The following is a 25,754-nucleotide window of genomic DNA, read 5'->3' as shown; positions in this document are numbered from 1 at the left end:
TTTTGCAAAAAACAGGTCTATAATGGAAAATACAATACTATTTTCCACTAAAAAGTACATGTAGTGGAAATGAAAAAACACAACCAATGTATTTATAATGGAAAATTTTTGCTAAAAACCACTCTTTAATGGAAAATAAGAGCTAATTTTGAGTTTCAAAAGCAATTATAATGGAAAATAATATCCCAATCCACTTACAAGAAATCATTTTTGCAACAAGCGATACTGCTTTAAATAGGCAATTAAGTAAATTGGAAAAAGAAGGGCAAATTAAAAAAATTGCGCCACGTATCTATACCTCAAACTTCAACGAATCAAAAGAAGTAATAATTAGAAGAAACATCTTTACCATTTTGGGTAAGTTGTATCCAGGAGCGGTGTTAAGTCATCGTTCTGCTTTAGAATTTAAACCAACAGCGGCGAATCAAATTTTTGTTACCTATACCTATACCAAAAAAATTGAACTTCCTGGAATCACAATTCGTTTTATGGAAGGAAGCCCTGCAATTGAAGGAGATAACCCATTCGCTGGCGAATTATTTGTAGCGCAACAAGAAAGAGCTTTTCTAGAAAACATGCAAACGTCTCGACAAGTAGGACCAACTTCCAAAACGCTTACACTACCCGAAATCGAAAACAAACTTGAGCAAATCGTTCAAGTAAAAGGAGAAGAAGGGCTAAATCAATTCAGAGACAAAGCCAGAGAAATAGCAGAAAAACTGGAAATGCAATCGGAGTTTGAAAAACTAAACAAACTAATAAGTGCTTTACTTACAACAAAACCTTCAAAAATACTTACTTCACCAATTGCTGTAGCAAGAGCATTAGGAAATCCATATGACAAACACAGAATAGAGTTGTTTGAAAAATTATTCATAGAATTACAGCAACAACCCTATAAAGACCGAAAAGATATAAATACAGAAACAAATGCGTTTAGAAACTTTGCTTTCTTTGAAGCGTATTTTTCAAACTACATCGAAGGTACTATTTTTGAAATAGAAGAAGCCAAAAGTATCATTCAAACAGAAACACCAATTCCAAATCGTGATGAAGATTCACACGACATTTTAGGAACCTACAAATTAGTAAGCAATCAAAAGGAAATGGCTACAACGCCATCAAATCCAGAGGAATTGTTGAATATTTTACAGTACAGACATCAAATACTTTTAGCAGCCAGAACCTCAAAAAAGCCCGGTCAATTCAAAGATAAAAACAACCGTGCGGGAGAAACACATTTTGTTGACCATACCTTAGTAAGAGGAACTTTAATAAAGGGTTTTGATTATTATCAAGCATTACAAGAACCATTTGCCAAAGCAGCTTACATCATGTTTATGATAAGCGAAATTCACCCATTCTTAGATGGAAACGGTAGAATAGCAAGAGTAATGATGAATGCCGAATTAGTGAAAGCAAACCAAACAAGAATCATAATTCCAACAGTCTACCGCGATGATTATTTGGGAGCATTAAGAAGACTAACAAGAAACGATGATCCAGCAGTGTATATCAGAATGTTACAAAGAGCACAAGAATTCAGCGCAACACTAGTAGCTAGTGAAATGGAAGTATTAGAAAATCACCTAACCCAAAGCAACGCCTTCAAAGAACACGACGAAGCTAAACTAAAAATTATAACATTGTAACACAGAATGGATTCCATGAATAAAAAATCTATTTTAAGATGCAAATAGTAGTGTCGGTTGCTCCATAGCTTGTCCTGAACTATGTCGAAAGGTTAATTAACATAAAAATATGATTTTAAAAAGCCAAGATAAAAGAGAAAATATTGATTTGGAAACTATTCAAAATCAAATTGAAACTATTGAAAATGAGGTAAGAGATTTTGCTTTACTTCTTAAAAAAGCAATTGGAGAAAACAAGGAAATAACAAGTTTACTTTTAGGCTGGAAAATATTCTACAGTCCAATTGTTATCAATTCTAAAATAGTATTTATTGGTATCAATCCAGGTGGAGGTGATACAGGAAATCCTTTTGTATATTACAATGAAGAGCATAAAATTATAGAATATCTTGATGATGAACGAAATGATTATATGTTAGCAAAGAATACAAAGAAAATTTTCAATAAAATAGATAAATTTAATCTATTAGAAAATACAGTTAAAATGAATACTAAATTTTATGCAACTGTAGGAGTAGGTGAGATGAAAATATTTGAAGATTTTTTATATAGAAATCATAGAGAATTATACAATCATTTAATAGAAAACAATAAAAAGTGGACGAAAGAATTGATAGAAATAATAAATCCCGAAAACATTATTTGTGAAGGTAAAAGTGCTTTTGATTTTATGGATGATTTATACGATGATGGCGATAATTGGACTAAAACATTAGATTATGATGCCAATAAATATTGCGGTAACTTCAAAAGAAAATCAGACGGTATGAATCTATTTGGTTATACCAGAAGAAAAGGGTTGAGTGATGAAGAATTATTAAACAAGATTGCACCAGAATTATTGAAAATAGTAGAATAAATAAAAATATAATAAAGAATTAATATCAATAAAAAGCGGACTATTCATAGAATGGTCCGCTTTTTTATATTAAAAATGGTTGGTCAATAAAAACCGAATCTCCTCAGCTCGTGTTTCAGGCACAAGTTCAGTAATCATATGAAATAAAGCATGAGGACTTACATACTTAATCTCAAGATTCTCAAACTCTACCATTTCCCAAACAATTGGATTTAATGAAACAATATGGACACTATCAAGTTCCATATACTGTTTATAGTCAAACCCCACATATAGCAAAACGATAATTAATGTATCATCATTTTTTAATTCAATGTGGTAAGGATAAGGAGTAACAACAAATTCGTCATAGAAGGTAAAAGTGGTCATATAACCAAATACACCTGCAAAACGGTTGTCTTTTAAAAAATCCAATACAAAGTTTGGTTCTAATTTTTCGTAATAAAATTGCATAATACTATTTTAAAGTTAATTATGCCATAGGTTTTGAGACATTAAAAACGGCTTCAACTTTAATTTTCAAAAAATTATAATATCAAATAAATACTTTGAATTATATTAGTTTCGTTTATATGTAATTAAATTTGAATCAATTATGGAAAATCCTTTTGAGTTAATAATGGAAAGATTAGATAGAATTGAAAAAGCAATATCCAATCTAAAAACAGAAAATAGTATTGTTGCAGAATCCAAACCAATGAATTTAAAAGAAGTAGTTGCCTATATGGGTACTTCTACATCTGCAATTTATAAGTTAACATCAACTGCAGAAATCCCACATTACAAATTAGGTAAAAAGCTATTTTTTAAAAAAGAAGAAATAGATGAATGGATATACGCAAATAAAGTCAAAACAAGACAAGACATAGAAAATGAAGCCAATGAATACATTGCTCGAAAAAGAAATCCGTTCAGATAACATAAATCAATTTTGAATACTAATTTAAAAATTGAATACAATTGCTTATGTAGTCTAATCCACCTAGACAATCACTTTATTCCATTTTAAAAACAAACACTTGTTTTTAAAACTATAATAATTGTTGATTAATCGGTTAAATTATCTCATTCAGCTGCACAAAAATCGCTCCTAGTCCAAGTATTCCTAGCATCAATTCTTTGTTTGCTTCATTTCGCTAATTTCATTTTTCAATTAACATATATTATCTTTAATTGTAATTTTTAAACAATTATTTTATATGGAAACAATTGAATTATCAAGAAAGCTATTGTATGATTTAGTTTGGTCTACACCAATTTCACAATTGACACAGCAGTATGCTATTTCAAATGAAGGGTTTAAAAAAATCTGTAAAAAATTTGAAATTCCTATGCCACCAAATGGTTTTTGGCTAAAACTCAAATACAATAAAAAAGTTAAAATAGAGAAACTAAATCCTATTTTTGGAGGTATTGATAAAATTGTTATGACATTACGAGAAGAAGGAAACACTATCAATGTTGACCAAACTCCATTAACAATAAGAACCAAAGAAATTGAGAATGATCCCAATGCTCCTTTAACAGTTCCAGAAACTATAACAAAGCCAGATATACTTACAATTCAAACAAAGGATTATTGGAAAGGTAAAATAAAATTCAATTCTTATCGTGAGGATAATAGAATTGTCTATCCTATAAGAGTTGGGGAGAATTGTGAAAAAAGAGCATTACTTTTCATGGATACTTTTACAAAATTATTGCGGTACAGAGGACATACTTGGAGTAAAGAATATAGCTATACTGGTGTTTTAATCGATACTGTTTTCATTGAAATCGATTTAAGAGAAGCTTCAAAGAGAATTCCACCAACAACAAAATATGGGTCTTCTCAATATATTCCAACAGGAGAGTTAATTTTTAAAATGGGAAAATACTCTGGTGAAAGAGAATGGCGTGATGGTAAATCTAAAGTTGAAGAAATGTTAGCAAAAATAATGGCTAAACTCGAAATTTATGCAGCTGAAGAAAAAATCCAAAAAGAAAGAAATCGTATTTGGCACTTAAACTATGAAGCAGAATTAAAAAGGAAGGAAGAAATAAAACAAAGAAGAAACGAAGAGCTCGAAAAATTCAATAAACTCCTAAAATTATCCGAACAATACAATAAATCACTTATAATTAGGAAATACATTGAAGCAAAAAAAGAGAAAGCACAAAACGAAAATACGCTAGACCAAGAAACACAAGAATGGCTCAATTGGGCAAATAAAAAAGCGGATTGGATTGACCCTTTAGTAAATTATGAAGATGAACTTCTTAATGATGATAATAAATAAGAATTATTAAAATAGGAACGCTTCGCTGAAGTAGTTTCACCCACCCAGTCCAACGCTCCCCACCGCACTAGTGGTATTTTGTGTGTTTTTAGCACTTGTTTTACCCAAAGTAAGTCAATAAAAAAAGGCTCCCTGTTTTCCCAACCCCTCGCGCACAGTCCGCCTTTTTTTATACACTTACACCCAATCCAAAAAACAAACGCTAAAAACACACAAAAACCACTCCCAAGCTATTATTACATAATAAACCTTATAATTCATTCCCAACACCCCACGCAGTCCCCCTGAAAGTTATAAGGGTTATTATGTAAAATATCCGCGCCCAGCCGCACCCACCCGAAGAATAATAGGAACGCTACCGCTAACGTAATTTGCATTGTTTTTTGAAGATGCTTCCCATTTCCATCAGACGTTAACTGCTAACTGAAAACCGCGACTGCTAACTGAACTATCAAGCATCCTCAAAAATCAAACTATCACAAGAGTGTATTTTTATTTGCATCAACAACCGATACACCACGTAAGCAAATAAAAAAACACCCTTGTTTACAAGTCCCGATTGAACACCCCTAAAACCCCATTTCATAAGAACATTTGGGGTAAACATTTTTACAAAAAAAAGGATAAAAAAGAAGCCAAAGGTTTGTTCCGGGTATTCAAAAAAGCAAGTTCAAGCCTTCGGTTCCGGATAAAATCTCCACCCATACATTTTCAATACCACAACATCCACTTAGCGTTTCCACAGACGCATATGGGTAGTATTTTACCCGTAAAACTTGCTTTTTTGAAACCCTCCACAAGGCAAGACGGCTTTCTTTTTTTTCCTTTTTTCTTTTGCAAAAAAGTGTGTGAAATGGAGTGAAACGGAATTCACGAAATCCAATAAAAAACAATAATACATTGAGTAATCATCTCGGTTTCCAATCACATTTCGGGCAATCACGAAGGAAAGACGAAGGAAGTTAACCTGTTAAATCCTTGTATTATGGACACTATTTTTATTAAAACCCACCAACCTGGGGCGCACTATGCCAAACCGCACTTTTTCGTATTATCAAAAGGACTGAATAGCGGAAAACCTCAAAACGAACCCTTTACAAACAGCTTTGTACTTGTATTTCAAACCGAAGCTCAAAAAGAGGACATCTTTTGGATAGCCATGAGCCTATGGAAATCCAAATTCTGGATGCCTTTTCTTCGCGGTTCGGTTATTCTGTTCTTATCTCTCTATGAATTCAAAAAAGAGTTCAATCCAAAAGCAACCCGATTAATGCGTGAACACGAGCTGCACCATAAAAACATACAAGCACTCAAGCTGCTGCAAGAACAAGAAGCACACCACGCAAAAAACATCCACTTAATCAACGAAATCCGTAACGCCATCTTACTCCGTTACAGAAACAAATAACACAAACCTGGCCCCGATGGGCTAGGTTTTTTCATTTCATCAAATTTCCAAAAACAATCCCTATCCCGAAGCAAAACAATACATAACCGCAATATAAACGCACCAATTAAATAAAATTGGAAAAAGCGAAGCAATTGGGTATAAAACAAAAAAAAGCCCCTGAAATAGGAGCTTTTGATTGCAATTTTTAAGCAAATTTAGTTTTATTGAACCCTGTCTTCCTGTGGAACTCTCGGTTCGTCGTCATCTTGTACAGCGGTTTGCGATACTGCCGACAATACACCACCGCCCAAAACCAAATAACCTGCAGCTGCAACTAATCCAGCCGGCAATGCAATTGGTGAAGCGATGATAGTTCCTCCAACGGTTGCCAAGGCTAAACCAATTGTTCTCAATACTTTGAAAAACTTTGGTGTTGGAGCTTTTACTCTTTGAACGATATTCATTTCATTACTTTTCATGTTCGTGATTTTTAAAGATGGATAATTCTAATTTTTGTACTCGGTGTTCTAAATAATCTACTTTTTGGTTCAGTAAATCACTACTACTTTTAAACTCGGTTTTGATTAATAATGCCATGGTTTTTACTTCAACAAGGTCTTTTTCCATTCTTTTGAAATCTGTGTGCAATTGTTTGATAAAATAGGCTACAACCGATAATAATAAGCTTATTAAACTTCCAAAAAGTACCATTAATTGTGGAGCTTGTTCCATGGCATTACAAGTTTAAAATTGGAAATTGTTTTCGATACTAATCTTGTTTGCTTTGTTCTTTGCTAATGCAACTAGCTTAGGATAAATCATTTGGTAAGCCATAACACTTTGCGTAACTCGGTAATCGCCCTGGATAAGTTGGAACCCAAATCCACAAAGCGGACATCCTGCGGTATCTTCAATCGTATTTCCTGTATGGATATACACATAACTGAAATTTGGTAAACCTGTAATTTCAATCATACCTTGGTGAACTTTTCCAAATGCTTTTTTGTAGTTGACATTTTTTGCACCCCAAGTATTAAGCTGCAATGAATAGGATCCAGTAGGTATGGCAGTATGTTCCTTGATTTTTTCTGTTCGTATTTTATCCTCAAGTAAATAGCATTGAAATACTCCGTTGATATATAATTGGCTTAATGTACTTTGTTTGCCCTGTGCTACGCGAATGATTTTTGTTTCCATGGGAATTGAATTAGTAAGTTAAAACAAAAAATCCCCCAGAAGTTCTGAGGGATTTGTAAGTAGGATTCTTAAAATGCGTCCTCAATTTTCAAGCAGTTTCCACTTGCAAATAAGTAATAGTTTGAACCTACTTGTTGGTAGAACTCAATTCCAATACCTTGAAGAACGGTAACATCTGTTGATGGAGTGATACCATTTGGCAAAGTTGCTGTAATGGTAGTTGCAGTTGCAGGAGCATACAAGTCTAAGAAACCACTAAATTGAACATCACTCACTTCATTTTGAGCTGTGTCAATAGGATCATAACTATTCGTTACAGCATTGTAAGCAAAGTCACTCACAACAGAAAGCGTGTGAATCAATCTAAAGTGAGTAGCACCTGCAGGAGCATTAATCAAATTCGCTGGATTAAACGCAGGAATTACAAAATCAGCAGTGTTTCTTGCTGGGTCATGCGTAACACTGTAAGGAGCATTGAAAATACCATTTAAGGAAGTGTTTTTGTCAAACTCAAAACCTACCAAGTAATTTCTTTGAGTGGTAATCTCAATTTTACGATACCCTCTGGCTTCGGTTTGGTCTTCCAAATTGATTTTCTTCATGATAGCTGTTAAACGCCCTGCTACTTGCGTATCAGACATTTGCTTCACGATTTGTGATAAACCAGTTCTAACGGATTTTCCTGCTTTAGCACAAGCACCAAACTCGTTCATGTTCTCACGAGTTCTTTCAAATTCTGGAGCTGATAAAACTTGCTCCCCTGAAGGTCCACCTACCATTCCGGCAAAGTACCCTTCTTGTCCTTTAATTTTAAAGTGGCGAACATCTCCAAGAGTTCCCACATACTTTAAAACGCCTTTCTGTCTAGCCATTTTGTAAAGATTTTAGAAGTTAATATTTAAGTGAAATTTTATACTCAAATATCATTCATTATCTTTGATTTGCAATAACTTAAAATACTGAAAATCAATGCAATACAACGCAAAAGCACCCTATTTGGTGGAAACCCATTGGCAAATAGATGAAGTCTTAGATGGAGACAGCATAATCATTAGCAACCTTTTCACTCGTTTGCGAAAAGAGATACGACTTTATGGTTTAGATGCACCAGAAGTAAAGTACAATAGAAAGATGAAAGAGGACGAACAGAAAACACGTTTAGCAGCCCAATTTTTAATCCAATTAGGATTGGAAGCCTTGCATTATGTTTTGAAGGTAGCACCGCCTAAAACGATTGTAACGATAATTACAGAACAGGATAACTTTTACGATTATTGGAACCGACAATTAGGATATGTAATCTTGCCAGGAGGGGAGTGCTTGAATGATTTGCTTTTGATCAATGGATTTGCAAAAGCAACAGACGAGTATTATTGTGGACGATTAGCAGAATTTCAAAAAATGAATCGCAAAGCACAACTTAAAAAACGAGGTATTTACAAGCATGTAAAAAAGTTCTGATTTGTTGTACTTATGTTGTACTAATGGATGTTTGAAAACTAAAAATATCAATAAATATAGTGCTTTACAGGCGTAATGGAGCTAAACCGCTGTTAGCCGTTCGGTTTTTCTACATATGCTTTTTAAAATAATTTGATATTTCTGGTTTTTGAATGTTTCTTCTAAATTTATAAATATAGTTGACCTTAATAATCGAATCAGTTCTGTAATTTTTTATTTCATTTATGACAAATGTGGTATCATTTTTTATAATTCCGTTCATTTCATATAAATAATATGAATTAAAAGAATCTTTGTCAGGAATTTGCATTTCAGCTTGATAATGTTGAATTCTAATTTTATCACCTATAATTTCTGTTAATCCTTTATTATTTATGTAATCTGGTTCAAAATCACATCTTCTTCTGAGTTTTTTATCTTTTGATTTCTGTGCTTCAATCATTAACTGAATATTTCTATGAGCATTTTCATAACTGTTTTCAAATATTATTCCTTCAGCACAGTAATAATTTGATAATCCATCAATTCCTGATAGAACGAAAGTAAAACCATCGCTGTAAATGAATAAAGAATTCAATGTTTTAAATTTAGTTATTCCAGTTTCGGTTATATATTTTTTATAGTGATAAGGAGGATTTTCCCAATCCATATCGGATTCAAATTCTCTATAATAGTAACCATCGAGTTTTAATTTATTTTCAGGAATTTTGTTGATTTTAAAATCTATTAAATCTTTTTTATGGTGAGTTACTGCACAAGAAATAAGTATATAGTAAGAAATAAAAATTAAAAATATTTTTTTCATTTTATGTTTCATTTTTACGATTTCGCCAAACTGACGGCTAACGGGTTGCGGCTAAAAGAAGTGGCGGCTTTGGAACACTAAACTGTCTAAACGCACAATGTTTATTAGTTGCACAACTGTTTATATTCGCACTTCGCCCGCCATTTTTTTTAGGTGCTGTTAGCGGTTCGTTGTTTTCTGTCTATATGGTCATTACTTGTCCACCGATTTTATCAGTCTATTTGATTTTTTAAAACTTTTAAGAAACAAAATTAAACTAATTAATGTCAATATTGAAGCAATTAAAAAAGGAATTCCTGGAAAATAAATCTCGGATTGTTTTCCCGTAAAGTAAGAAAAACTGCTTGTCATTAACGGTGGTGCAATCAGAGTTGTCAAGCCCATTAAACTGCCTAAAGCACCTTGAAGTTCACCTTGTTCGTTGTCGGGCATTGCAGAAGACATAATACTTTGAACGGCTGTGCCTTGAATTCCACCAACTATGAAAAGTAATAAAGCGGTAAAGAGCAACCATTGCCACGGTGTAAAAGCAAACAGAAAAAAGCCCGTCATCATAAGTACAAATCCTAATACTGCCATTCGTTTGTCGCCCAATTTTTTTGCCAAAATACTGACTAACCATAACTGAACGATAATTGATAGAATGCCTATAAATGCTAATGAGTAGCCAACAAGAGAGGTGCTCCACTTAAATTTTTCAATGGTGAAAAATGCCCAAACACTTTCCATACTGTGATTAGCGATGGAAACAAAAATCATTGATAGCACTAAAGTTTTTATCAATGGGAATTTCTGTAAGTGTTTGAGGGAACCAAATGGATTAGCTCTTTTCCAGTCAAATTTCCTGCGGTTATTTGCTTTTAACGATTCCGGGAAAAAGTAATAGCCGAAAATAAAATTGATAAAACTTAAAATAGCAGCAACAATAAAGGGTGTATGAGTTCCGAATTGTCCCAATGTTCCGCCAATTATGGGTCCAATTATAAACCCCAAACCAAAGCCTGCGTTTATAAGTCCGAAATTTTTAGTTCTATTATCGTCTGTGCTAATGTCGGCAACACAAGCAGATGCAACGGAATAGCTTGCTCCTGTTATACCTGCAATTGTCCGCCCAACAAAAAGCCACAAAATACTTGGTGCAAAAGCAAGAAAAATGCAGTCGATGCTAAACCCAAACAATGAGCTTAAAAGTACTGGTCGCCTGCCATATTGGTCGCTTAAATTCCCTAAAACTGGTGCAAAAACAAATTGCATAATTGCATAAGCAAATGAGAGCCAGCCTCCGTATTTGGCGACTGTGCTGATGTCTGAATGAAGTAGATTAATTAGTAGTTGTGGTAGAACTGGAAAAATTAGTCCAAAACCTGCGGTGTCAATTACGACAACTATTAATACAAATATGAGTGTTGATTTATGATTTGATTTCATTTTTATGAAGCGATAAATTATAGCATTACTCTGAAAAGTATAATGCAGTTTGTTAATAATAAATTCAATTAAGAAGAGTCTCAACCATGTACGTCTTCAAACTAAAGTGGACTTTTCCTAAGAGAGTATTTAGTTAATAATTCAAAGATAAATGTTTTTTTTGATTTGTTGTTAATTTTAATTTTTGGTACTCATTTCTTCGGCCAATAATAGCCATTTTCTTTAATCGTTCACGTTCTTTTAAAATCATTTCACCTCTTCCAAAATAGACATCTGCTGGGGTTAAGTTGTTTAATGATTCATGATAGCGTTCATTGTTATAGCGATAAACAAACTTTTCTAAAGCAGCTTCTAATTCTTCGGGAGCAAAGTAATTATCAAGTTTTACCACGTTTTTCATAGTTCTGTGATAGCGTTCAATTTTTCCTTGTGTTTGTGGATGATTGGGTCTGCCATGTACTTGTTGCATTTGATAATTGTCTTTTAAATACGTTTTTAATTCGCTTGCAATATAGCACGAACCATTGTCTGACAAGAGTTTTGGTTTTTGTTTAGTTACCAATTTTGCTTTTTTAATGGCAGTATCCACAGTTCTTTTTACATCATCGGCTTTCATGCTTGAGCAAAGTTCCCAATGCACAATGTATCGGCTGTAATCATCTAAAACCGTACTCAAGTAATACCAACCCCAACCCAATATTTTAAAATAGGTAAAATCCGTTTGCCACATTTGATGAACAAAGCCTGTTTTGTCTGTAAATTCATTACCTGCACTCAGAAAAATATGAGCTGGAGCTGTAATTAAACCTCTTGACTTTAAAATCCGATAAACACTTGATTCTGATAGGAATATCTGTTGTTCATCAGTGATTTTATAGGCTAATTCTCGAGAAGACAAATCAGGATAATCTAAAGCTAATTTTACAACCAAATTCTTCTGCTCTTGTGGAATGCTATTCCATTGCCTGTTTGCTGCTCTTTTGGTTGGAAGCAATCCTTCAACACCATTTTCGCTGTAAGCATGATACCAATTGTAAAACGTACTTTTATTGATTCCAATCTCCCGAAGTGTTCGATTTACGCCAATTTCTGAACGAGTAACCATGTGAATGATTTCTTGTTTTTCGGATACTGTAAGTCGCATATATTTCTTAAACTTTTCAGTTAATCCAGCATGTCCAAGCTTTTTTTTACAATATCGTAGCGTAAAACTAAATCGGCAATCATTACTTTTAAAGACTGATTTTCTTTCTTGAGCTCTGATACTTCATCACTCGTAGCTTCTCTTGTTACATCGCCTGCTAAACGCTTTTTACCTGCTTCCAAAAATTCTTTGTTCCACTTATAAAACTGAGATTCATTAATGGAATACTTACGACACAATTCTGCAACTGACATTTCTGCTCGTAAAGCTTCCATAACAATCTGAATTTTTTGTTCAGAACTAAAGATTCTTCGTGTGTTTCTACGAATGTCTTTGATGAAATTCTCTGCTGTTTTTTTCTTGGGTGTTTTCATAATAATTCAAATTTAAGGATTTTGAAAACACTCTCTTAGTTTTGAACTAAATCAGTCCACTTTTTGCTGACGATTTACATCAACCAGATTTGGTTAAGAAAAAAAGCGTAGAACGCTATGAAAATATTATTGCCTCATAATGGCACAAATATAAACAAAGTTTAAGACGTCAATGTCGAGTTGCGAAAAATAATTAACAAGACCAACGAAGTGTTAGTTTTTTTGTCGGGCGTTTAATGCTTGTACATTTACAATGACCGCTAACGTTCTGGCGCTTGGCGAGGTTGCGAACTTCGGAACCGATTATTTTCTGTTAAAGATAAAATTTCTTGCGTGAAATAAACGTGAATTTACTACAAAATTCGCAATCTTGCCAAACGCCTGTTAGCAAATGTTATTATTTTGTCTTTTTAATTACTAAATTGTAAATTGCCTCTGATATTTCGTAAACATTATTCGTATTCTGATTAGTCAAGATTATTATAGTAATATTTTCCAAATTAAACCTTCTTGCAATACATTTAAAATTTCCAAAACTTCCATCGTGAGTATGTTCTGTAACTGAAATTTCTCTAGATGTTATTTGTTTTGTAGTATATAGTTTTCCAAAAGGACTTTGCATGGATTTATCGGATAAAATATTTGCAGTTTTACCGAGAAATAATTTTGATTTTTCACTTATTAAAGAATTTTCATCAATTCTCTTAAACCAATCGTACAAACCATAAGAATTACTAACAAACAAAAATGGAATTTCTAATTTAAAATTGTCAGGAACAAATTCATTATTAAATGATACTGCTAAATTGTCCTTTTCTATATATGGATATTGTGTTTTTATGTTAATATTTTCGGAGTTAAAAAGGAAAATTTTCGAGTATTCATTAAATGTTTTGCCACTTACATTTTCAACAATTTTCATTAGTAAAAGGGGACTATAATTGGTGTACAAATAATCAGTTCCAGGTTTATAAATTAAGTTTGGAATATTTAAAAGATCATTAAAAATATCTTTAGTGGTGATAATTTTATCTTGTGGATATTTTTTGGTTTGAATATCTGGTAGCCCAGCTGAATATTGCAGTAAATATTTTATTGATATATCTTTAGACCACGAAGGCAATCCAGGAATATATTTGTCGATATTGTCTTCTACGTTGATTAACCCTTTTTCGCTTAATTGCATTATTGCTACAGCTGGAAACTCTTTGTAAATTGAACCGATTAAAAATTTAGATTCTTTATTCAATTTTATTTTTCGATTTGGTTCCGCAAAACCAAATGATTTTTCATATAAAACTTCACTATTTTGAATAACTAATACATTACCATTTATGGTGTTATTTTGGTTATTATTCGTTAATAACGAATCAATTTGCCTAAGTAATTCTTGATTCGTTTGGCTTATTCCTTTTGCGCCCAAAAGTAAAGTAATTATGATTGCGATTTTAGATATTATTTTCATTTGTAAAGTTTCTTGGTAATATAATATTTGCTAACGTTCCGCGGCTTAAAAATGTGGCGAAAATGCAACACCAAGCCTTCACAAATATAACCAAAACTTTAAATTAAACAACTGCGCCATTTCGGATTTTCCCGAAACCAGCCATATTTTTAAACCGCTGTTAGCAAATCGGTTTTATTTGGTTAAGTTTTTTCGTCTTTTTCAATTATTAAACATTAAAAAATAAAATTATGTCAGATTCAAGATTATACATAGCAAAACAATTATTAAAACAGTTAGATAAAGAAGCTCCTGAAGCAAGTATTTGGTTATTTAGTGCCATAAATAGAATTTTAAAATCAAATAAAGAATATACACTATTGGAGTTTTACGAAATTTTAAAAAATGAAAATCATGAAACTTTTAAAGCATTTAAAGAATGTACAATTGAAAAAGGTCTTAAAATAATTGAGTAGGGTCTTTGTATTTATAGAAATAAAAACCTTGAGATTCTAAAGTTTCAGAATGTCTGTCGTCTGGTGAAACAATTATATAAGAAGTTCTTCTGTCGTTATAGTTTTGGTAAGCTCTCATTTGTCTAATGAGTTCTCCTAAACTTGGTATTTGAGTTTTTATTTCTATGAAAGCATACATTTCAGCATCTTCATATTCTTTAGTATCACTAAAATAAATTTTACATTTTATATGCGCAACTATATCAACATAACCAACAAGCATTTTATAACTTCCGCTTATATGATTTACAGGATATTCCCAATAAACATTTTTAATAGTAAACGGATGAGGATTATTAGCCATAAAAGTTTCGGAAACTATAGTTTCTATGTTTTTCTGAACCCATTTTTGAATAATGTCGTGTTTAGAATCTTTTTTGTCACTATCGGAAAATCCAAGTTTTTCCAAATGCGTTTTAGCTTTAATTTGTCCCATAATTATGATTTTTCTAAACTGTTTGCTAACGGTTTTGCAGCTTGGCGAAGTGGCGGATTTTGGAGCACTTACTTTCATTTTAGCACTAAACTTCATTTGAAAACTAAATTTTCATTTTAGCACTGAACCCGCCATTTTGCCAAACTGCTGTTAGCCGTTCGGTGTTATTTTCCACTCTTTATTCGGTTGTCGTGTTTGCATAACATTTGACAATTTTCGGCTGTTGTTTTTCCGCCTTCGTGCCAAGGTGTAATGTGGTCGGCTTCCATTTCGTTAATTTCAAATTCAACACCACATTTTACACAAATTCCCTTTTGTCGTTCAAACGCTTCACGCTTTTGTTTGTCTGTAAATGCTCTAATGCTTAAATACTTTTCGTTTCGTGTCAAAACGTATTCGTAAATGCCTGACTTCTTAGTTACATCTTCGTCTTGCATTAAGGTCGTAATTTCTTCTTCTAATTTTTTAGCGTCAAAATTTTGATCTTTATAATTATTATACAAAAAACCATAATTGATACCTTTCATTTCTTTGCGATATTTTGGAAAAACGACTTTTATCCAATTCATCAAACTTGTAAAGTATAACCACAATTCACTTGCATTTGGCTTGTGTTGGTTTTCAGCCATATATTGCTCAATATTATCTTTGCTAATCCAACTAATTACAGTTTCTAAATAATCTTGTCGAATAGGCGAACCTGTCATATAATCGCTACCAATGTTGTAAGCTGGACAACCTGTTTTACTGAAATATTTTTTAGCTTCTGTTAGCCAAGTTCCTGTATAAATTGCGTTTCGCAATTCTTGTGAAGTTAGTTTTTCGCCTGCAATATTTATGGTTTTGAACCAATCTAATTTTTCTTTGTCGTTACCTTCGCAGAAATAAACCATAAGTTTATAATCCAAAATTTGGTTTTGTTCTACATCAGTTAGATTGTTGAAATACATTGAATTTAAAGAAAAACTTCCCGAAACATATTCACAAATACTAATGGTTCGTTGTTGTCCGTCCAAAACTTCGTAAGTGTCATCTTCGTTTTTTACCCAATACATTACATTTAATGGGAAATTCTTTTGCACCGTTTCTATTACAGAATCTCGCTGTTTGTCTTTGTAAACAAATTCACGCTGATATTTTGGACGAATATTTAGTAAGCCACCAAAACCAACAACGCCTTCTTCGTTGTCGTTAAAATAGCCATTTGCAACTTCGCTTATTTTTATTTCCTTAAGTTCTATTTTCATATTCTTCTATTCTTTATAAATACACGTGCAAAGGTGTTAACTCCTTTAATTATTGGTCTTGCATCTTTGTCGCCTAAAAATGGTATTCCTACAACCTCCTCGTTATAACCTGCTGAAGAAGCCATACCTAAAATTTCAAATTGTTCAGGATTATATTTATCTAAAAATGATATTGGCACGCCCATAACACCCTTGAAATCCATAGGAATATCTTTAGTTTTATCTACATTTATTGCGTCATAATTGTCATAAAAAGGATATTCACTTTCATTGCCTAAATAAGTTTTGTATAGTATAATATCCTCGTGTCTTTTTCTATTGTCAATATTAGTAAACCATATTGCTTGAGCTCTCGCTTTAACTTTACCATTGATAATTTTGTAGCCACTACCTTCTTTTTTTGTTTCAGTTAGAACTTTTGAGTAATCAGTTGGTACGTCAAACAACATATCAGTACTCATTGGTGTAACTCCAACCCACATTTTATTTTCTTTAATTAATTGAAAACTTTCCTTATAGGTTATTGCGTTTTTATTTCCAATTATTAAGAACTTTTTATTAAACTCAATAAGTTGCGTAACATATTCACGAAATAAAGAAAATGGCGGATTTGTAACAACAATATCGGCTTGCTTCAGCAAGTCAATACTTTCTTGGCTTCTAAAATCACCATCGCCTTTTAATTTATGTATTCCAATTTCTTCTGGATTTGGAACTCTGTCACCATTTTTGTCGCCATTGTATTCAAGCCAAATTGCACTTTCAGAGGAATGTTCACTAAATAAATCACGTTCTTGGTTTTTGTAACAAGTTGTAATTAAGCGTTTTAGTCCTAAGTCTTCAAATTTGTGAGAGAAATAATGAAAGAAATTACTAATTCTTGGGTCGTCACAATTACAGAATATTGTTTTTCCTTCAAAATGGGTTTTGTAGTGTCTTAATTCTTTTTCAATGTCCGAAAGTTCAGTGTAAAACTCGTCATTCTTTAGTGCTTTTGCGTTTTTTAAACTTTTATTTTGTGATTTCGCCATTGATATTTTGTCATTTCGTTAAAGTCGCAAATTTACGCTTTTAATTTCTGTTTTTGTCGGTTTGTCTGTCGGTTTTTGCGGTTCGCTACACTGACGGCTAACGTTCCCAGGCTTTGCGAGGTTGCGGACTAAAGAAGCCGTAACTCTTGATTAAGCACTGAACTCAAAGATACAAAACCAACTTTAAATTAAGCCCAAAACCCGCAATCTTGCAAAACCTGTGTTGTGTGCTGTTTTTATTCTTTTATTGTTTCGGTTCTTTGTTCTACTATTTTATCATTTATTATTTTTTTGTAATGTACAATAGCCGTATCGTTTGGATAGGTATAATTTTCTATAAAATTTATTTTTCCATTTTTATTGAAATGGTATTTTTTATAATATGCGTTTTCCATGTCCCATTCGTGTGTTGTCAAAATTTTATTGACACTATCTATTTCTTCAATAACTGGTGCAGATAATTCAGAATGTTCAAATGTTTTGGCTTCATTGTTGAAAAGCATTATGACAGTTGCACTTGTCATTGGCATACTGCCATATTCATAAATTGTAAAATCCTTATATCCGTCAAAATTAAAATCATCAAAATGGCGTTTGTTTATACTGTCAAAATATGCTACAGATTTGTAATCATAGTCTTCTTCATATTTTGGCTGATACTCATATTTTAATAATAGCTTTTTTGATTTATAATCGTACAATTTCATAGTAATTTCAAGACCACCATAATGGTAAATAACAAAAAAATGTTCCCAATAACACAAAAGTTTATTTAACAAAAATGGGTTGCTTATTTTAGAAAGTGTATCAGCTTTATATTCGGGAAGTTCTTCGGTAGCAACAGTGTCTGTGAGAACAATTTTTTCCGCATGAAAATTATTGTGTAAAGCATTCTTACAACTTGCTGTAAGTAGAATAATAAATATGTAAGTGAGTTTTTTCAAAGGTTAAATTCCATTATTTTCGTTATCACATTTTTTTACTTTCCGTTTTGCTATTTTCTCAAATTTACCAATTTTTCTATTCGCACGCCAAGCTTTTTTAATTTTAGTGTAAAATTCGGCATTGTTATCTGTTTTTTTTACAAGAGCAATAATTTCTGTATCAGCACCATTATTTGTGTAGCAATATTCTGTTAATTTATTTTCTTCCAATTCTTTCTTATCAATTTCTAAAATATCAATTATGATTTTTTTTGTATTTTCAATTTTGAAAAATAATATGAATATTTTAGTTTCAGAATTAGAAAATGCAATTCCATAATCAGTATCGAGCTTACCTTTATCTAATAGAAATCCACCTTCGCTTTTTATTTCTTGACCAATCGAATATTTTCTATTGTTTTGCTGTGAATAGCAAGAAGAAATAAGAAGTAGAAATATGTATATAAAATTTTTCATATAATCATTGGAAAGTTTCAATTTAAACGATTTGTCACAAAATAGCACACAACGTTCCCAGGCTTTACGTCTGTTGCGGATTAAATAAACCTTAACTTTCGGTTTTGCACTGACTTCAAAGATACAAAAGAAACTCTAAATTAAGCCCAAAACCCGCAATAGCGTAAAACCTGTGTTGGTAGCTGTTTTTTATATTAAATTTCTAAATATTATAATAACTAATATAGTTAAAATTAATAATGTAATCGAGATTTTATTTATAGTTATTTCTGCATCAATTATTTCCATCTTTTTATATACTCTTAATGTACTTAAATAAGTCATAGGTACAAAAACAGTAGGCAATAAACTAAACCAAACAGTAATTGGTAAATTAAGTAATGAGACTCCAATAATTAAAAAAATGATTGGAAAAATTAACAGTTGTTTTTGACACTCTTTTTTATCAAATAGTTCTGCATTTTTATAGAATATAAACTCTTTAGATAAATATTGGAATAATTTTTTTGTAATTAGAAATGTGATAACTGCAATAATTATTGAAATGAAAAATGGAATTTTAAAGTAATTAAAAACTCGACCAGTATCACCATCTTTTATAAATGGAGCAATTAACATATAACCCAAAAAATTTAGAATATTACTCATACCAAACCATAATAAAAAAAGTTTCATTAAAGATGGTTTAAAAAGTTTTATAGATATAAAAAGAATCAATATTCCAATTATTAATGAGAAAGTTGGTCCTGCTAAAGCAATTAACATTAATTGTTTTTCTGATGGTTCAATTAAAGGTCTAACATAATTATGATGCAGTTCAGGATTCAAATTAAAATATTCTGCAATTAAATAATGCGCAGATTCGTGCAAAATTATTGAAATTAATGATGTAGAAATTGCAATTAAAATACTATTCATTCCTAATGAATTGTTTTTTAGGGTCATTTTTTTTATTTTTTAGAGTTTACAAAGTTCAAACTTCTGAATTTTGAATATTCTATTTAAATAAATTATACTGAAATGTTGATTTTCAAGGATGAATCGTCATTTTAGGATAAAATAGCTACCAACGTTTTGCGGCTTGCTCTCAGTGGCGTTGCACCAACACCAAGCCATTACAAATATAACAAAACATTCCATTCAGCAGCGGATTTTCCGTAGGAAAATCCGGAAGTAGCCATTGAAGCAAACCGCTGTTGTAGGTAGTTTTTTATTTCTTTTCTGTAAGTTGAAAACGGCCTAATTTAAATTTATGTTCCTTGATATGTTCTGAATCAAGAAAAAAATTAACGGTTTCAATTTGATTGTCAACCATTATATATGATTGATTTAGATTAATCATTTCTTCGTTATTAACCATAGTGTCCCTTTCAACAATTTGATAAAGTTGTCCTTGTAATCTATTACTGAAATGGTTCTCAAATTGAAAGTTAATTATGTTTGATTTTTTTGATTCTACATACCTAAGAAAAACACTATCTTTATTTTGGTTGCAATAAGCAAATTCTATCTTTCTACGATTTTGTTTATTCAACTTCAAGTTTTTATATTTTGTATGTAAAGTTATTTGACCATTATATACATGGGGATTATTTGTTTTTGTTATTTTTAAATCATAAAAATGACTATTTAAAGTATCGATATTATCATTAACAAATGATTTATATTGATTTGATATTGTATCATTATTTTCCGAAATGTAAATTTCAATTTCTTCAGTTCGATTATCTTCATAATCTATTATTATCCATTCTCTTTTGAATAAAGTATCTTTTTCAGAAGCAATTAACCTATCTTTTTGGATTCTTTTTGGATTCTTTTCTTTAATTTTTTCGCAAGAAAGATTTAAAAATGAAACTATTATTACAAAGAAAATATTTATTTTGGATAAATTTAAATTCATTTCAAGTATTTATTTTTGTACGACATTTTAAAATTACCTACAACGTTTTGGGGCTTGGCGTAGTGGCGGATTTTTAGCACTGAAGCCGATTAGAATTACTAGTGTTCGACCTTGCACGTCAGCTCAGTAGAAGTCCGTCAGCCGCCATTACGCCAAACCCTTGTTAGCCACAGTGCATTTTATTCGTCATTCGTTTCTGTTTGTTCTGTTTCTTCGTCCGGGAACATAAAGTCAAGGAATAGCAATTCAGCCATTGCATAGTCGTCCTCAAATTTTAAGTCCCAACGTTTTTCCATAAACTGTAACAATTTATTTCCTCTGTCAAGAATGTTGTCGGGATTCCAAATGTCATAACCTGCAACTTCAATTTCAGAATGTGAGCCGTCAGAATAACCTTGTCTTATTTTCTCTTTTTTGTCGTTGAATTTTGGATTTTTCTTGTCGTCAAAACAATCATTCTGTAAACTTGAATTGATACTTTGAGAAAGAGGCAAGAGGTTTCCTAATGTTCCTTGAAAAAATATTTGCTGTGATTTTTTGTAATCCTTGAAATTTTCTTTCCAAGTTTTATGAGTTGGTGTTTGCGGATAAATGTGTTCAATTGAAACTTTGTCCTTCTCACTCTTTACAAAAAGTTTCCAGTCAATTTTTTGGCTTCCTCTTTGTCTAACCTTGTCCATTTCGTATTCATAGAGGAAATAACGAAGACCATTCCAATAGTAGAAACCACCACCACTTTTAAATTTCTTGTCTATGAATTTTTGAAAGTATGTGTAGTCAAAGTAACTTTCTTTTGAATCCTCTGGGGTGTAGAAACAATAACTCATCCTGTCGTTTAGCCTTTGAACAATATCGTCAACGGACAATTCATTATTCCTTAACTGTCTTGCTGCACGATAAAACTCACTATTCCGATAAGTTGAAAAGGCTCGGCTAAGCCTAAATGTGATGAAGATAAAGCGTTCAATAGCTTTGAATAGTTGAATACGTTTTTTAGAATCTATATCTTTATTTAAAAACGAAACCGTAACAAGCGGTCGGAAATAAATGATACCAATTCTGTTTAGTCGGTCAATCCAAAGGCTTTCTGCTGATGTTAAGTCTGAATTGTTTACAGGATTATGTGTGTTATACCAATGAACTGCGGCTGCTTTTAAACTGTTTACATAATCTTCAATTTCTTTTGGCGAAAGTTTGGAACGTAAAACAATAACTTCTTCATCTCCGTTTACTTCAACTTCTTCTTGGTCGGTTTCTTCGTCCTCTCGGATTTCTTCAAACTCCTGTAAAGAACTAAGTTTTACTTCTGTCTTTGCGTAAATGTTTTGTGGCGTAAATTTTTGCTCTAATAAAAATCTAATGTAATCGTCTCCTTTTTCTCTTGTGTATTGGAAATACATTATCCAATGAGCCACTAAAAAATCATCGTCATTTAATGGATTTTGTTTGTTTCTGCCAAGTTGATAATAAACCTCTTTCCAGGCGTCATTGATTTTTTCTCTTAATGAATTTCTTTCGTCATTTTTTAATTCTTTGTCGTCATACAAAGTCGTTAAATATATCAGACGATTTTTGAGCAATTCTAAATTTGATAATTTTTTCCCTCTGTTGTTCATTGTTTCAAATGCAACGAATACATCAAAATCATCGCCTATTTCGTAAACGTTGAACATTAGATTTTGCGTTACTTTTTTAAATAACGCTTCTATTTCTGTTAAACCGTATTTGTCGTAGTAGTTTTGTAGGTTTTCTTTGAAAAAACGCTTTGCGTTTTCAAGATTAAGTGTATAAAAAGTTTCTTGAATAGTTCCGCTGTTCGGTTCTAAGAAAATTTTGTGTCGCAAAAACTTGAAACTTGGATTGTCTACTTCGTAGCCAAATTTGTATGTTTTGATAATAAATTGAGGTGGTCTTTCAATCACCAAATATTCTTCTTTAATCGTTTTCAAACTGAAAGAGCCAAGATAAATTTCTTCGTCCTTTTTGTCTTTGTTTTCTGGAATTGATTTGAGTTGTTCGGAAATTGCTTGAATGAAAATTACAAATGTTGTCAAACGCTGTTGTCCGTCAACGATGTGAAAAGGTTTAAATCCTCTGTCTTCAATAAGCCAACGTTCGTCATTCCAATTTGCCCAAACATTTCTGTCGACTTTTTTCAAAGAAAGTAGTCCCGTGTAGTGAAATCTTTCAGAAGGCAGATTAACCAAATCTTCCCAAAAGTCTTTCAGTTGTCTTGTTGTCCAAGCGTAACCACGTTGATAGTCTGGAATTTTAAAAATTCTGTCTTTGAATATATTTTTGAGAGATTCTAATTCGTTCATTTTTGTCTGTTTGTTTTATGTTGGCTCGGTCGTCCTTGCATTGTGGCTAACGTTTTGCAGCTTGGCGAAGTGGCGGATGTTGAAGCACTTACTTTCAATTTAGTACTAATGTTCATTTGAAAACATATGTTCAATTTAGCACTGAACCCGCCATTTTGCCAAACTGCTGTTACCTGCTGGCTTTTTATTCAAAGTCAATTTCTGTACTTGATATTTTTTCTAATTCGTCAGAAATGCTTTTCTTTATATCTTCTATTCGTTTAAATTTTTCTGCTAATTGTTTTTGTAAAGTTAAGTCAAATTTACCTTTTTTGTCAGTTGGAATTGATATTTCAATTTCTTGAATTTTACCTTTACCTGCTTTGTTGTCAAAACCAAAGTAATGTTTGCTAAATTCCATTTCAATTGCATATTTCAAAAACAGCAAATCTAAATTATCCTTATACTTTTTTTGAAGAATTAAAGGAATTACTTTTTCAGACAATGAAAATCTACCCTGACGTAAATATACTTTCCCTATCGAACCATCAATATTCCAAGTCAAACAGTCTTCAAAATATTTTACACCTTCTAATTTGTCTTTTACATAACCATAATCAACGTTTTCAGGAAATTTAGAAGCTGAATAAACTGGAATTGTTCCTTTATTTTTATCAATATATGTTTTAGTGAATTTACTATTGTTGGTTTTGATTTTTAAATCAAAAATATCTTTTATAGCAAGTTTTATAAATTTAGGTTTATTTGCATCATTTGCCAATTCTTCAACTTCAGCTTTAATAGAAATAATGCTATTTGAAACTTCGTCTAATAAAGTTGGAAATTCATCAATTTTTAGTTTAAGATTTTCATCTTTAATACCTAAAACCTCTTTTTCTTCTGTTGACCACCATCTTTCTACGCACCAATGATTTTCAGGTTTAAAAAGTTCAATTGGCTGAATCTTACAACGAATATCTGTATTTATTTTACTAAAACTTTGTTTATTTCCTTTAAAAAATGAATATAATGTTATTGCTTCATTCAAATCATCTTGGTCAATATCAAATCTATATACATCTCTGCTTTCTCCCATTTCACTTACAAAATAAGTAAAAACTGGGTCAGTTTGGATTTGTTTTTTATCTGCTTTTTTTGTTAAACAAAGTATGTATGTTCTTTTTGGTGTTGTAAAAAATGTTTTAATTGGTAAAGAAATAATACCATCAATTAAGCATTCGTCAAGTAAAAATTGTCTTAAATTTTTATCATTTTGACGATTAAAAATACCGTCAGGAACAATAATAAATGCTTTCCCATTTGGCTTTAAAGCTTTAACAATCCATTCCATAAATAAACCTTCCACACCAATAGCATTGATTTTGTAATAATTTACAAGGTCGCCATCTTTTTTTATTTCATCTTTTAAATTACTACTTCCACTTGTTACATATGGCGGATTAGTTACAATTAAATCATATTCATTTTCAACTGGTTCAGAAAGTGTTCCTAAAATAGAATTAGTTTTTAAAATAAAACTTTCATTAAATAGTTTGGCAAATTCAGTAGTAATAGTTGGATTGTCTTTTAATAAATCTGAAAAATAAATAAGCATATTGGCTTTAGCCAATATGATTGTTTTTTGTTCGTCTTTATCAAATCCTTTGTCGTAACCGTGTATTGTTATTTTTGGAATTAGCTTACCTTTTTTAACTTCATAAAATTGGTCAAGTTTGGTAATAATTGGTTCTAAAAGGAATTTTCCAACACCACAAGCTGGGTCGCAAATTTTAGTTCCAACTTTAATATCATCTTTAGCCATTTCAACAACAGCTCTTACAACTTTTATAGGTGTGAAAAATTGACCCCAATTTTTTTTGCTTATACTTTCTTTTAAAAAACTTTCAAAAAGTTGACTTTTAAAGTCATAATCAATATGTTCAAGTTTTCCATAATCTTTAAACTTTTTTAGAACTTTTTTAAAAACTGTGCTATATCCTTGAACAGCTTTTTGGTCTTTACTTACAAATATAGTTCCATTAATAATTGTTGTTTTGTCTATCGGATTTTCAGGAAATAGCGTTTTAATTTTTGGACGAATAGTTGTTGCATAAGTTTCTAAAACTTCATCTTCTGTATTTCCATCGTAGCTTGAATATAAAGTATTGAAGTTGAAGATACCTTGCAAAACTCCCAAATCACTCAAGTATTTAAAAATAAATAATTCTACAAAAGTATATAAGCAATTTTCAGGTGTTGCTCCACTAACAGACCAAATGTCTTGCCAAATTTGCTTAGCTAAATCAGTTGGATTAACTAATTCTTTTGGTTTAATTTGGTCGCTTAATTCATTTATAGAATATTTAATTTTTTCAATTAATTCTGGTAATTTTTCGTCTTTTGGGTCAAAATGTTCTTTAATAAAATTTCCTTTTTCATCTTTTATTTTATTTCCTGTTAGAACATTTACCCAAATAGTATCTTTAGTATCAGTAGCGATAATTATATGAGCATCAAGCTTTCTTGCAACTTCTAATTCTTGCTCAATTGCTTTCTGTTTTTGTATTTCTGTTTTAAATTCAGAAGGTTTTTTATACTCAATTACTGCAATTACGTTTTTCTTTTGTACAATTAACGCATCAACTTTTTTCTTTTCTTCGCTTCCATAATCAACGTTTCTTATGATTCCGTATTCTTTTAGATTCTTGATTGAAGTAGCACCAATATTATAAAAATCCCATTTTCCGATTTTTTCAGGATTTTTTTGTAAATCTCTTTGTAATAACTCTTCGCTCATAAGAAATAATTTATATTTTTGCAAATCTACAAAATTAATTCTGAATATTGAAGAACGTTCTTCTTTTTTAGCGGTTCGTTTTAAGCTTGCAG

25 protein-coding genes are annotated in these 25,754 nt (G+C 31.5%); 7 read left to right on the top strand and 18 right to left on the bottom strand.

Annotated elements, in window-relative coordinates; genetic code table 11:
• The first annotated feature begins 170 nt into the window (after positions 1–170).
• The gene (locus tag LOS89_RS07910) at positions 171–1,652 is read left to right on the top strand and encodes a Fic family protein (protein ID WP_231834741.1); all 1,482 of its coding nucleotides are present in this window, start codon (positions 171–173) and stop codon (positions 1,650–1,652) included.
• Between the two features lie 109 nt (positions 1,653–1,761).
• Positions 1,762–2,511, top strand: coding sequence for a hypothetical protein (locus tag LOS89_RS07905; RefSeq protein ID WP_231834740.1), 750 nt, complete (start codon positions 1,762–1,764; stop codon positions 2,509–2,511).
• 69 nt (positions 2,512–2,580) lie between these two features.
• Here LOS89_RS07905 and LOS89_RS07900 read toward each other — a convergent pair whose 3' ends face one another.
• On the bottom strand, positions 2,581–2,964 hold the full coding sequence (locus tag LOS89_RS07900; protein ID WP_231834739.1) for a hypothetical protein: 384 nt from the start codon (positions 2,962–2,964) through the stop codon (positions 2,581–2,583).
• Between the two features lie 142 nt (positions 2,965–3,106).
• On the opposite strand from LOS89_RS07900, the gene LOS89_RS07895 reads away from it, so the two are divergent.
• The 3 genes from LOS89_RS07895 (at position 3,107) to LOS89_RS07885 (ending at position 6,198) form a co-directional block, all read left to right on the top strand.
• Positions 3,107–3,430 carry a helix-turn-helix domain-containing protein gene (locus LOS89_RS07895; protein WP_231834738.1) on the top strand — a complete coding sequence of 108 codons (324 nt, stop codon included), beginning with the start codon at positions 3,107–3,109 and terminating at the stop codon, positions 3,428–3,430.
• 280 nt (positions 3,431–3,710) lie between these two features.
• Entirely contained in the window at positions 3,711–4,790 is a 1,080-nt protein-coding gene (locus tag LOS89_RS07890) for a hypothetical protein (protein ID WP_231834737.1), read from the top strand.
• A gap of 985 nt (positions 4,791–5,775) precedes the next feature.
• Positions 5,776–6,198: a DUF6943 family protein gene (locus LOS89_RS07885; RefSeq protein WP_231834736.1), complete on the top strand. Its 423-nt coding sequence runs from the start codon at positions 5,776–5,778 to the stop codon at positions 6,196–6,198.
• A gap of 203 nt (positions 6,199–6,401) precedes the next feature.
• On the opposite strand, the gene LOS89_RS07880 is transcribed toward LOS89_RS07885, so the two are convergent.
• The 4 genes from LOS89_RS07880 to LOS89_RS07865 all read right to left on the bottom strand — a co-directional run bounded on the left by LOS89_RS07880 (position 6,402) and on the right by LOS89_RS07865 (position 8,249).
• On the bottom strand, positions 6,402–6,659 hold the full coding sequence (locus LOS89_RS07880) for a hypothetical protein (protein ID WP_309508540.1): 258 nt from the start codon (positions 6,657–6,659) through the stop codon (positions 6,402–6,404).
• Positions 6,649–6,912, bottom strand: coding sequence for a hypothetical protein (locus LOS89_RS07875; protein ID WP_153200084.1), 264 nt, complete (start codon positions 6,910–6,912; stop codon positions 6,649–6,651). Before LOS89_RS07875 ends, LOS89_RS07880 begins: the two co-directional genes overlap by 11 nt.
• A 12-nt stretch (positions 6,913–6,924) precedes the next feature.
• Entirely contained in the window at positions 6,925–7,377 is a 453-nt protein-coding gene (locus LOS89_RS07870; protein ID WP_231834735.1) for a DUF5675 family protein, read from the bottom strand.
• A 68-nt stretch (positions 7,378–7,445) separates the two neighbouring features.
• Entirely contained in the window at positions 7,446–8,249 is an 804-nt protein-coding gene (locus LOS89_RS07865) for a hypothetical protein (RefSeq protein ID WP_231834734.1), read from the bottom strand.
• A gap of 97 nt (positions 8,250–8,346) precedes the next feature.
• Between LOS89_RS07865 and LOS89_RS07860 the strand changes: the two genes are divergently transcribed.
• A complete protein-coding gene (locus LOS89_RS07860) occupies positions 8,347–8,838 on the top strand; it encodes a thermonuclease family protein (RefSeq protein WP_231834733.1) in 492 nt (163 codons plus the stop codon).
• A gap of 109 nt (positions 8,839–8,947) precedes the next feature.
• Here the strand turns inward: LOS89_RS07860 and LOS89_RS07855 are convergent, their stop codons facing one another.
• The 4 genes from LOS89_RS07855 to LOS89_RS07840 form a co-directional block, all read right to left on the bottom strand.
• Positions 8,948–9,643, bottom strand: a complete 696-nt coding sequence (locus tag LOS89_RS07855) for a hypothetical protein (RefSeq protein ID WP_231834732.1) — start codon at positions 9,641–9,643, stop codon at positions 8,948–8,950.
• Between the two features lie 192 nt (positions 9,644–9,835).
• Positions 9,836–11,071 carry a TCR/Tet family MFS transporter gene (locus tag LOS89_RS07850; protein ID WP_231834731.1) on the bottom strand — a complete coding sequence of 412 codons (1,236 nt, stop codon included), beginning with the start codon at positions 11,069–11,071 and terminating at the stop codon, positions 9,836–9,838.
• A gap of 133 nt (positions 11,072–11,204) precedes the next feature.
• Positions 11,205–12,589 (bottom strand): IS3 family transposase gene (locus tag LOS89_RS07845; RefSeq protein WP_370515718.1). Its coding sequence is split into 2 segments (ribosomal slippage): positions 11,205–12,274 and positions 12,274–12,589, totalling 1,386 coding nucleotides; the frame shifts between segments, so codons are not numbered across the junction.
• Positions 12,590–12,986: 397 nt separating this feature from the next.
• On the bottom strand, positions 12,987–14,054 hold the full coding sequence (locus LOS89_RS07840; RefSeq protein WP_210788451.1) for a serine hydrolase domain-containing protein: 1,068 nt from the start codon (positions 14,052–14,054) through the stop codon (positions 12,987–12,989).
• 230 nt (positions 14,055–14,284) lie between these two features.
• On the opposite strand from LOS89_RS07840, the gene LOS89_RS07835 reads away from it, so the two are divergent.
• The gene (locus LOS89_RS07835) at positions 14,285–14,509 is read left to right on the top strand and encodes a hypothetical protein (RefSeq protein ID WP_231834730.1); all 225 of its coding nucleotides are present in this window, start codon (positions 14,285–14,287) and stop codon (positions 14,507–14,509) included.
• Here LOS89_RS07835 and LOS89_RS07830 read toward each other — a convergent pair.
• The 9 genes from LOS89_RS07830 to LOS89_RS07790 form a co-directional block, all read right to left on the bottom strand.
• Positions 14,493–15,080: a hypothetical protein gene (locus LOS89_RS07830; protein ID WP_231834729.1), complete on the bottom strand. Its 588-nt coding sequence runs from the start codon at positions 15,078–15,080 to the stop codon at positions 14,493–14,495. The two genes, LOS89_RS07835 and LOS89_RS07830, sit on opposite strands and share 17 nt — an antisense overlap.
• A gap of 68 nt (positions 15,081–15,148) precedes the next feature.
• Complete coding sequence (locus tag LOS89_RS07825) at positions 15,149–16,231, bottom strand: GmrSD restriction endonuclease domain-containing protein (protein ID WP_231834728.1); 1,083 nt, start codon at positions 16,229–16,231, stop codon at positions 15,149–15,151.
• Positions 16,228–17,262, bottom strand: coding sequence for an adenine-specific methyltransferase EcoRI family protein (locus LOS89_RS07820; protein WP_231834727.1), 1,035 nt, complete (start codon positions 17,260–17,262; stop codon positions 16,228–16,230). The genes LOS89_RS07825 and LOS89_RS07820 overlap by 4 nt, the downstream gene beginning before the upstream one ends.
• A 236-nt stretch (positions 17,263–17,498) precedes the next feature.
• On the bottom strand, positions 17,499–18,206 hold the full coding sequence (locus LOS89_RS07815; protein WP_231834726.1) for an XAC2610-related protein: 708 nt from the start codon (positions 18,204–18,206) through the stop codon (positions 17,499–17,501).
• Positions 18,207–18,209: 3 nt separating this feature from the next.
• Entirely contained in the window at positions 18,210–18,662 is a 453-nt protein-coding gene (locus LOS89_RS07810) for a hypothetical protein (RefSeq protein WP_231834725.1), read from the bottom strand.
• A 189-nt stretch (positions 18,663–18,851) separates the two neighbouring features.
• Positions 18,852–19,607, bottom strand: coding sequence for a hypothetical protein (locus tag LOS89_RS07805; RefSeq protein ID WP_231834724.1), 756 nt, complete (start codon positions 19,605–19,607; stop codon positions 18,852–18,854).
• Between the two features lie 265 nt (positions 19,608–19,872).
• Positions 19,873–20,565 (bottom strand): hypothetical protein, encoded by a 693-nt coding sequence (locus LOS89_RS07800; protein WP_231834723.1) that lies wholly within the window; start codon positions 20,563–20,565, stop codon positions 19,873–19,875.
• A 179-nt stretch (positions 20,566–20,744) separates the two neighbouring features.
• A complete protein-coding gene (locus LOS89_RS07795) occupies positions 20,745–22,886 on the bottom strand; it encodes a DUF262 domain-containing protein (protein ID WP_231834722.1) in 2,142 nt (713 codons plus the stop codon).
• Positions 22,887–23,070: 184 nt separating this feature from the next.
• Positions 23,071–25,662, bottom strand: coding sequence for an N-6 DNA methylase (locus LOS89_RS07790; RefSeq protein ID WP_231834721.1), 2,592 nt, complete (start codon positions 25,660–25,662; stop codon positions 23,071–23,073).
• Positions 25,663–25,754: the final 92 nt, after the last annotated feature.

Source organism: Flavobacterium channae, assembly GCF_021172165.1.
GTDB classification, from domain to species: domain Bacteria; phylum Bacteroidota; class Bacteroidia; order Flavobacteriales; family Flavobacteriaceae; genus Flavobacterium; species Flavobacterium channae.
This window is presented reverse-complemented; position numbering and strand designations above follow the sequence as displayed.

Bases quoted from the DNA above. Each gene is read 5' to 3' on its own strand.
- LOS89_RS07825 (WP_231834728.1), bottom strand. From the start codon at position 16,231: ATGAAAATAGAACTTAAGGAAATAAAAATAAGCGAAGTTGCAAATGGC.
- LOS89_RS07880 (WP_309508540.1), bottom strand. From the start codon at position 6,659: ATGAAAAGTAATGAAATGAATATCGTTCAAAGAGTAAAAGCTCCAACA.
- LOS89_RS07855 (WP_231834732.1), bottom strand. From the start codon at position 9,643: ATGAAAAAAATATTTTTAATTTTTATTTCTTACTATATACTTATTTCT.
- LOS89_RS07795 (WP_231834722.1), bottom strand. From the start codon at position 22,886: ATGAACGAATTAGAATCTCTCAAAAATATATTCAAAGACAGAATTTTT.
- LOS89_RS07820 (WP_231834727.1), bottom strand. From the start codon at position 17,262: ATGGCGAAATCACAAAATAAAAGTTTAAAAAACGCAAAAGCACTAAAG.
- LOS89_RS07895 (WP_231834738.1), top strand. From the start codon at position 3,107: ATGGAAAATCCTTTTGAGTTAATAATGGAAAGATTAGATAGAATTGAA.
- LOS89_RS07810 (WP_231834725.1), bottom strand. From the start codon at position 18,662: ATGAAAAATTTTATATACATATTTCTACTTCTTATTTCTTCTTGCTAT.
- LOS89_RS07865 (WP_231834734.1), bottom strand. From the start codon at position 8,249: ATGGCTAGACAGAAAGGCGTTTTAAAGTATGTGGGAACTCTTGGAGAT.
- LOS89_RS07910 (WP_231834741.1), top strand. From the start codon at position 171: ATGGAAAATAATATCCCAATCCACTTACAAGAAATCATTTTTGCAACA.
- LOS89_RS07870 (WP_231834735.1), bottom strand. From the start codon at position 7,377: ATGGAAACAAAAATCATTCGCGTAGCACAGGGCAAACAAAGTACATTA.
- LOS89_RS07850 (WP_231834731.1), bottom strand. From the start codon at position 11,071: ATGAAATCAAATCATAAATCAACACTCATATTTGTATTAATAGTTGTC.
- LOS89_RS07805 (WP_231834724.1), bottom strand. From the start codon at position 19,607: ATGACCCTAAAAAACAATTCATTAGGAATGAATAGTATTTTAATTGCA.
- LOS89_RS07840 (WP_210788451.1), bottom strand. From the start codon at position 14,054: ATGAAAATAATATCTAAAATCGCAATCATAATTACTTTACTTTTGGGC.
- LOS89_RS07890 (WP_231834737.1), top strand. From the start codon at position 3,711: ATGGAAACAATTGAATTATCAAGAAAGCTATTGTATGATTTAGTTTGG.
- LOS89_RS07835 (WP_231834730.1), top strand. From the start codon at position 14,285: ATGTCAGATTCAAGATTATACATAGCAAAACAATTATTAAAACAGTTA.
- LOS89_RS07875 (WP_153200084.1), bottom strand. From the start codon at position 6,912: ATGGAACAAGCTCCACAATTAATGGTACTTTTTGGAAGTTTAATAAGC.
- LOS89_RS07905 (WP_231834740.1), top strand. From the start codon at position 1,762: ATGATTTTAAAAAGCCAAGATAAAAGAGAAAATATTGATTTGGAAACT.
- LOS89_RS07800 (WP_231834723.1), bottom strand. From the start codon at position 20,565: ATGAATTTAAATTTATCCAAAATAAATATTTTCTTTGTAATAATAGTT.
- LOS89_RS07885 (WP_231834736.1), top strand. From the start codon at position 5,776: ATGGACACTATTTTTATTAAAACCCACCAACCTGGGGCGCACTATGCC.
- LOS89_RS07900 (WP_231834739.1), bottom strand. From the start codon at position 2,964: ATGCAATTTTATTACGAAAAATTAGAACCAAACTTTGTATTGGATTTT.
- LOS89_RS07830 (WP_231834729.1), bottom strand. From the start codon at position 15,080: ATGAAGTTTAGTGCTAAAATGAAAGTAAGTGCTCCAAAATCCGCCACT.
- LOS89_RS07790 (WP_231834721.1), bottom strand. From the start codon at position 25,662: ATGAGCGAAGAGTTATTACAAAGAGATTTACAAAAAAATCCTGAAAAA.
- LOS89_RS07860 (WP_231834733.1), top strand. From the start codon at position 8,347: ATGCAATACAACGCAAAAGCACCCTATTTGGTGGAAACCCATTGGCAA.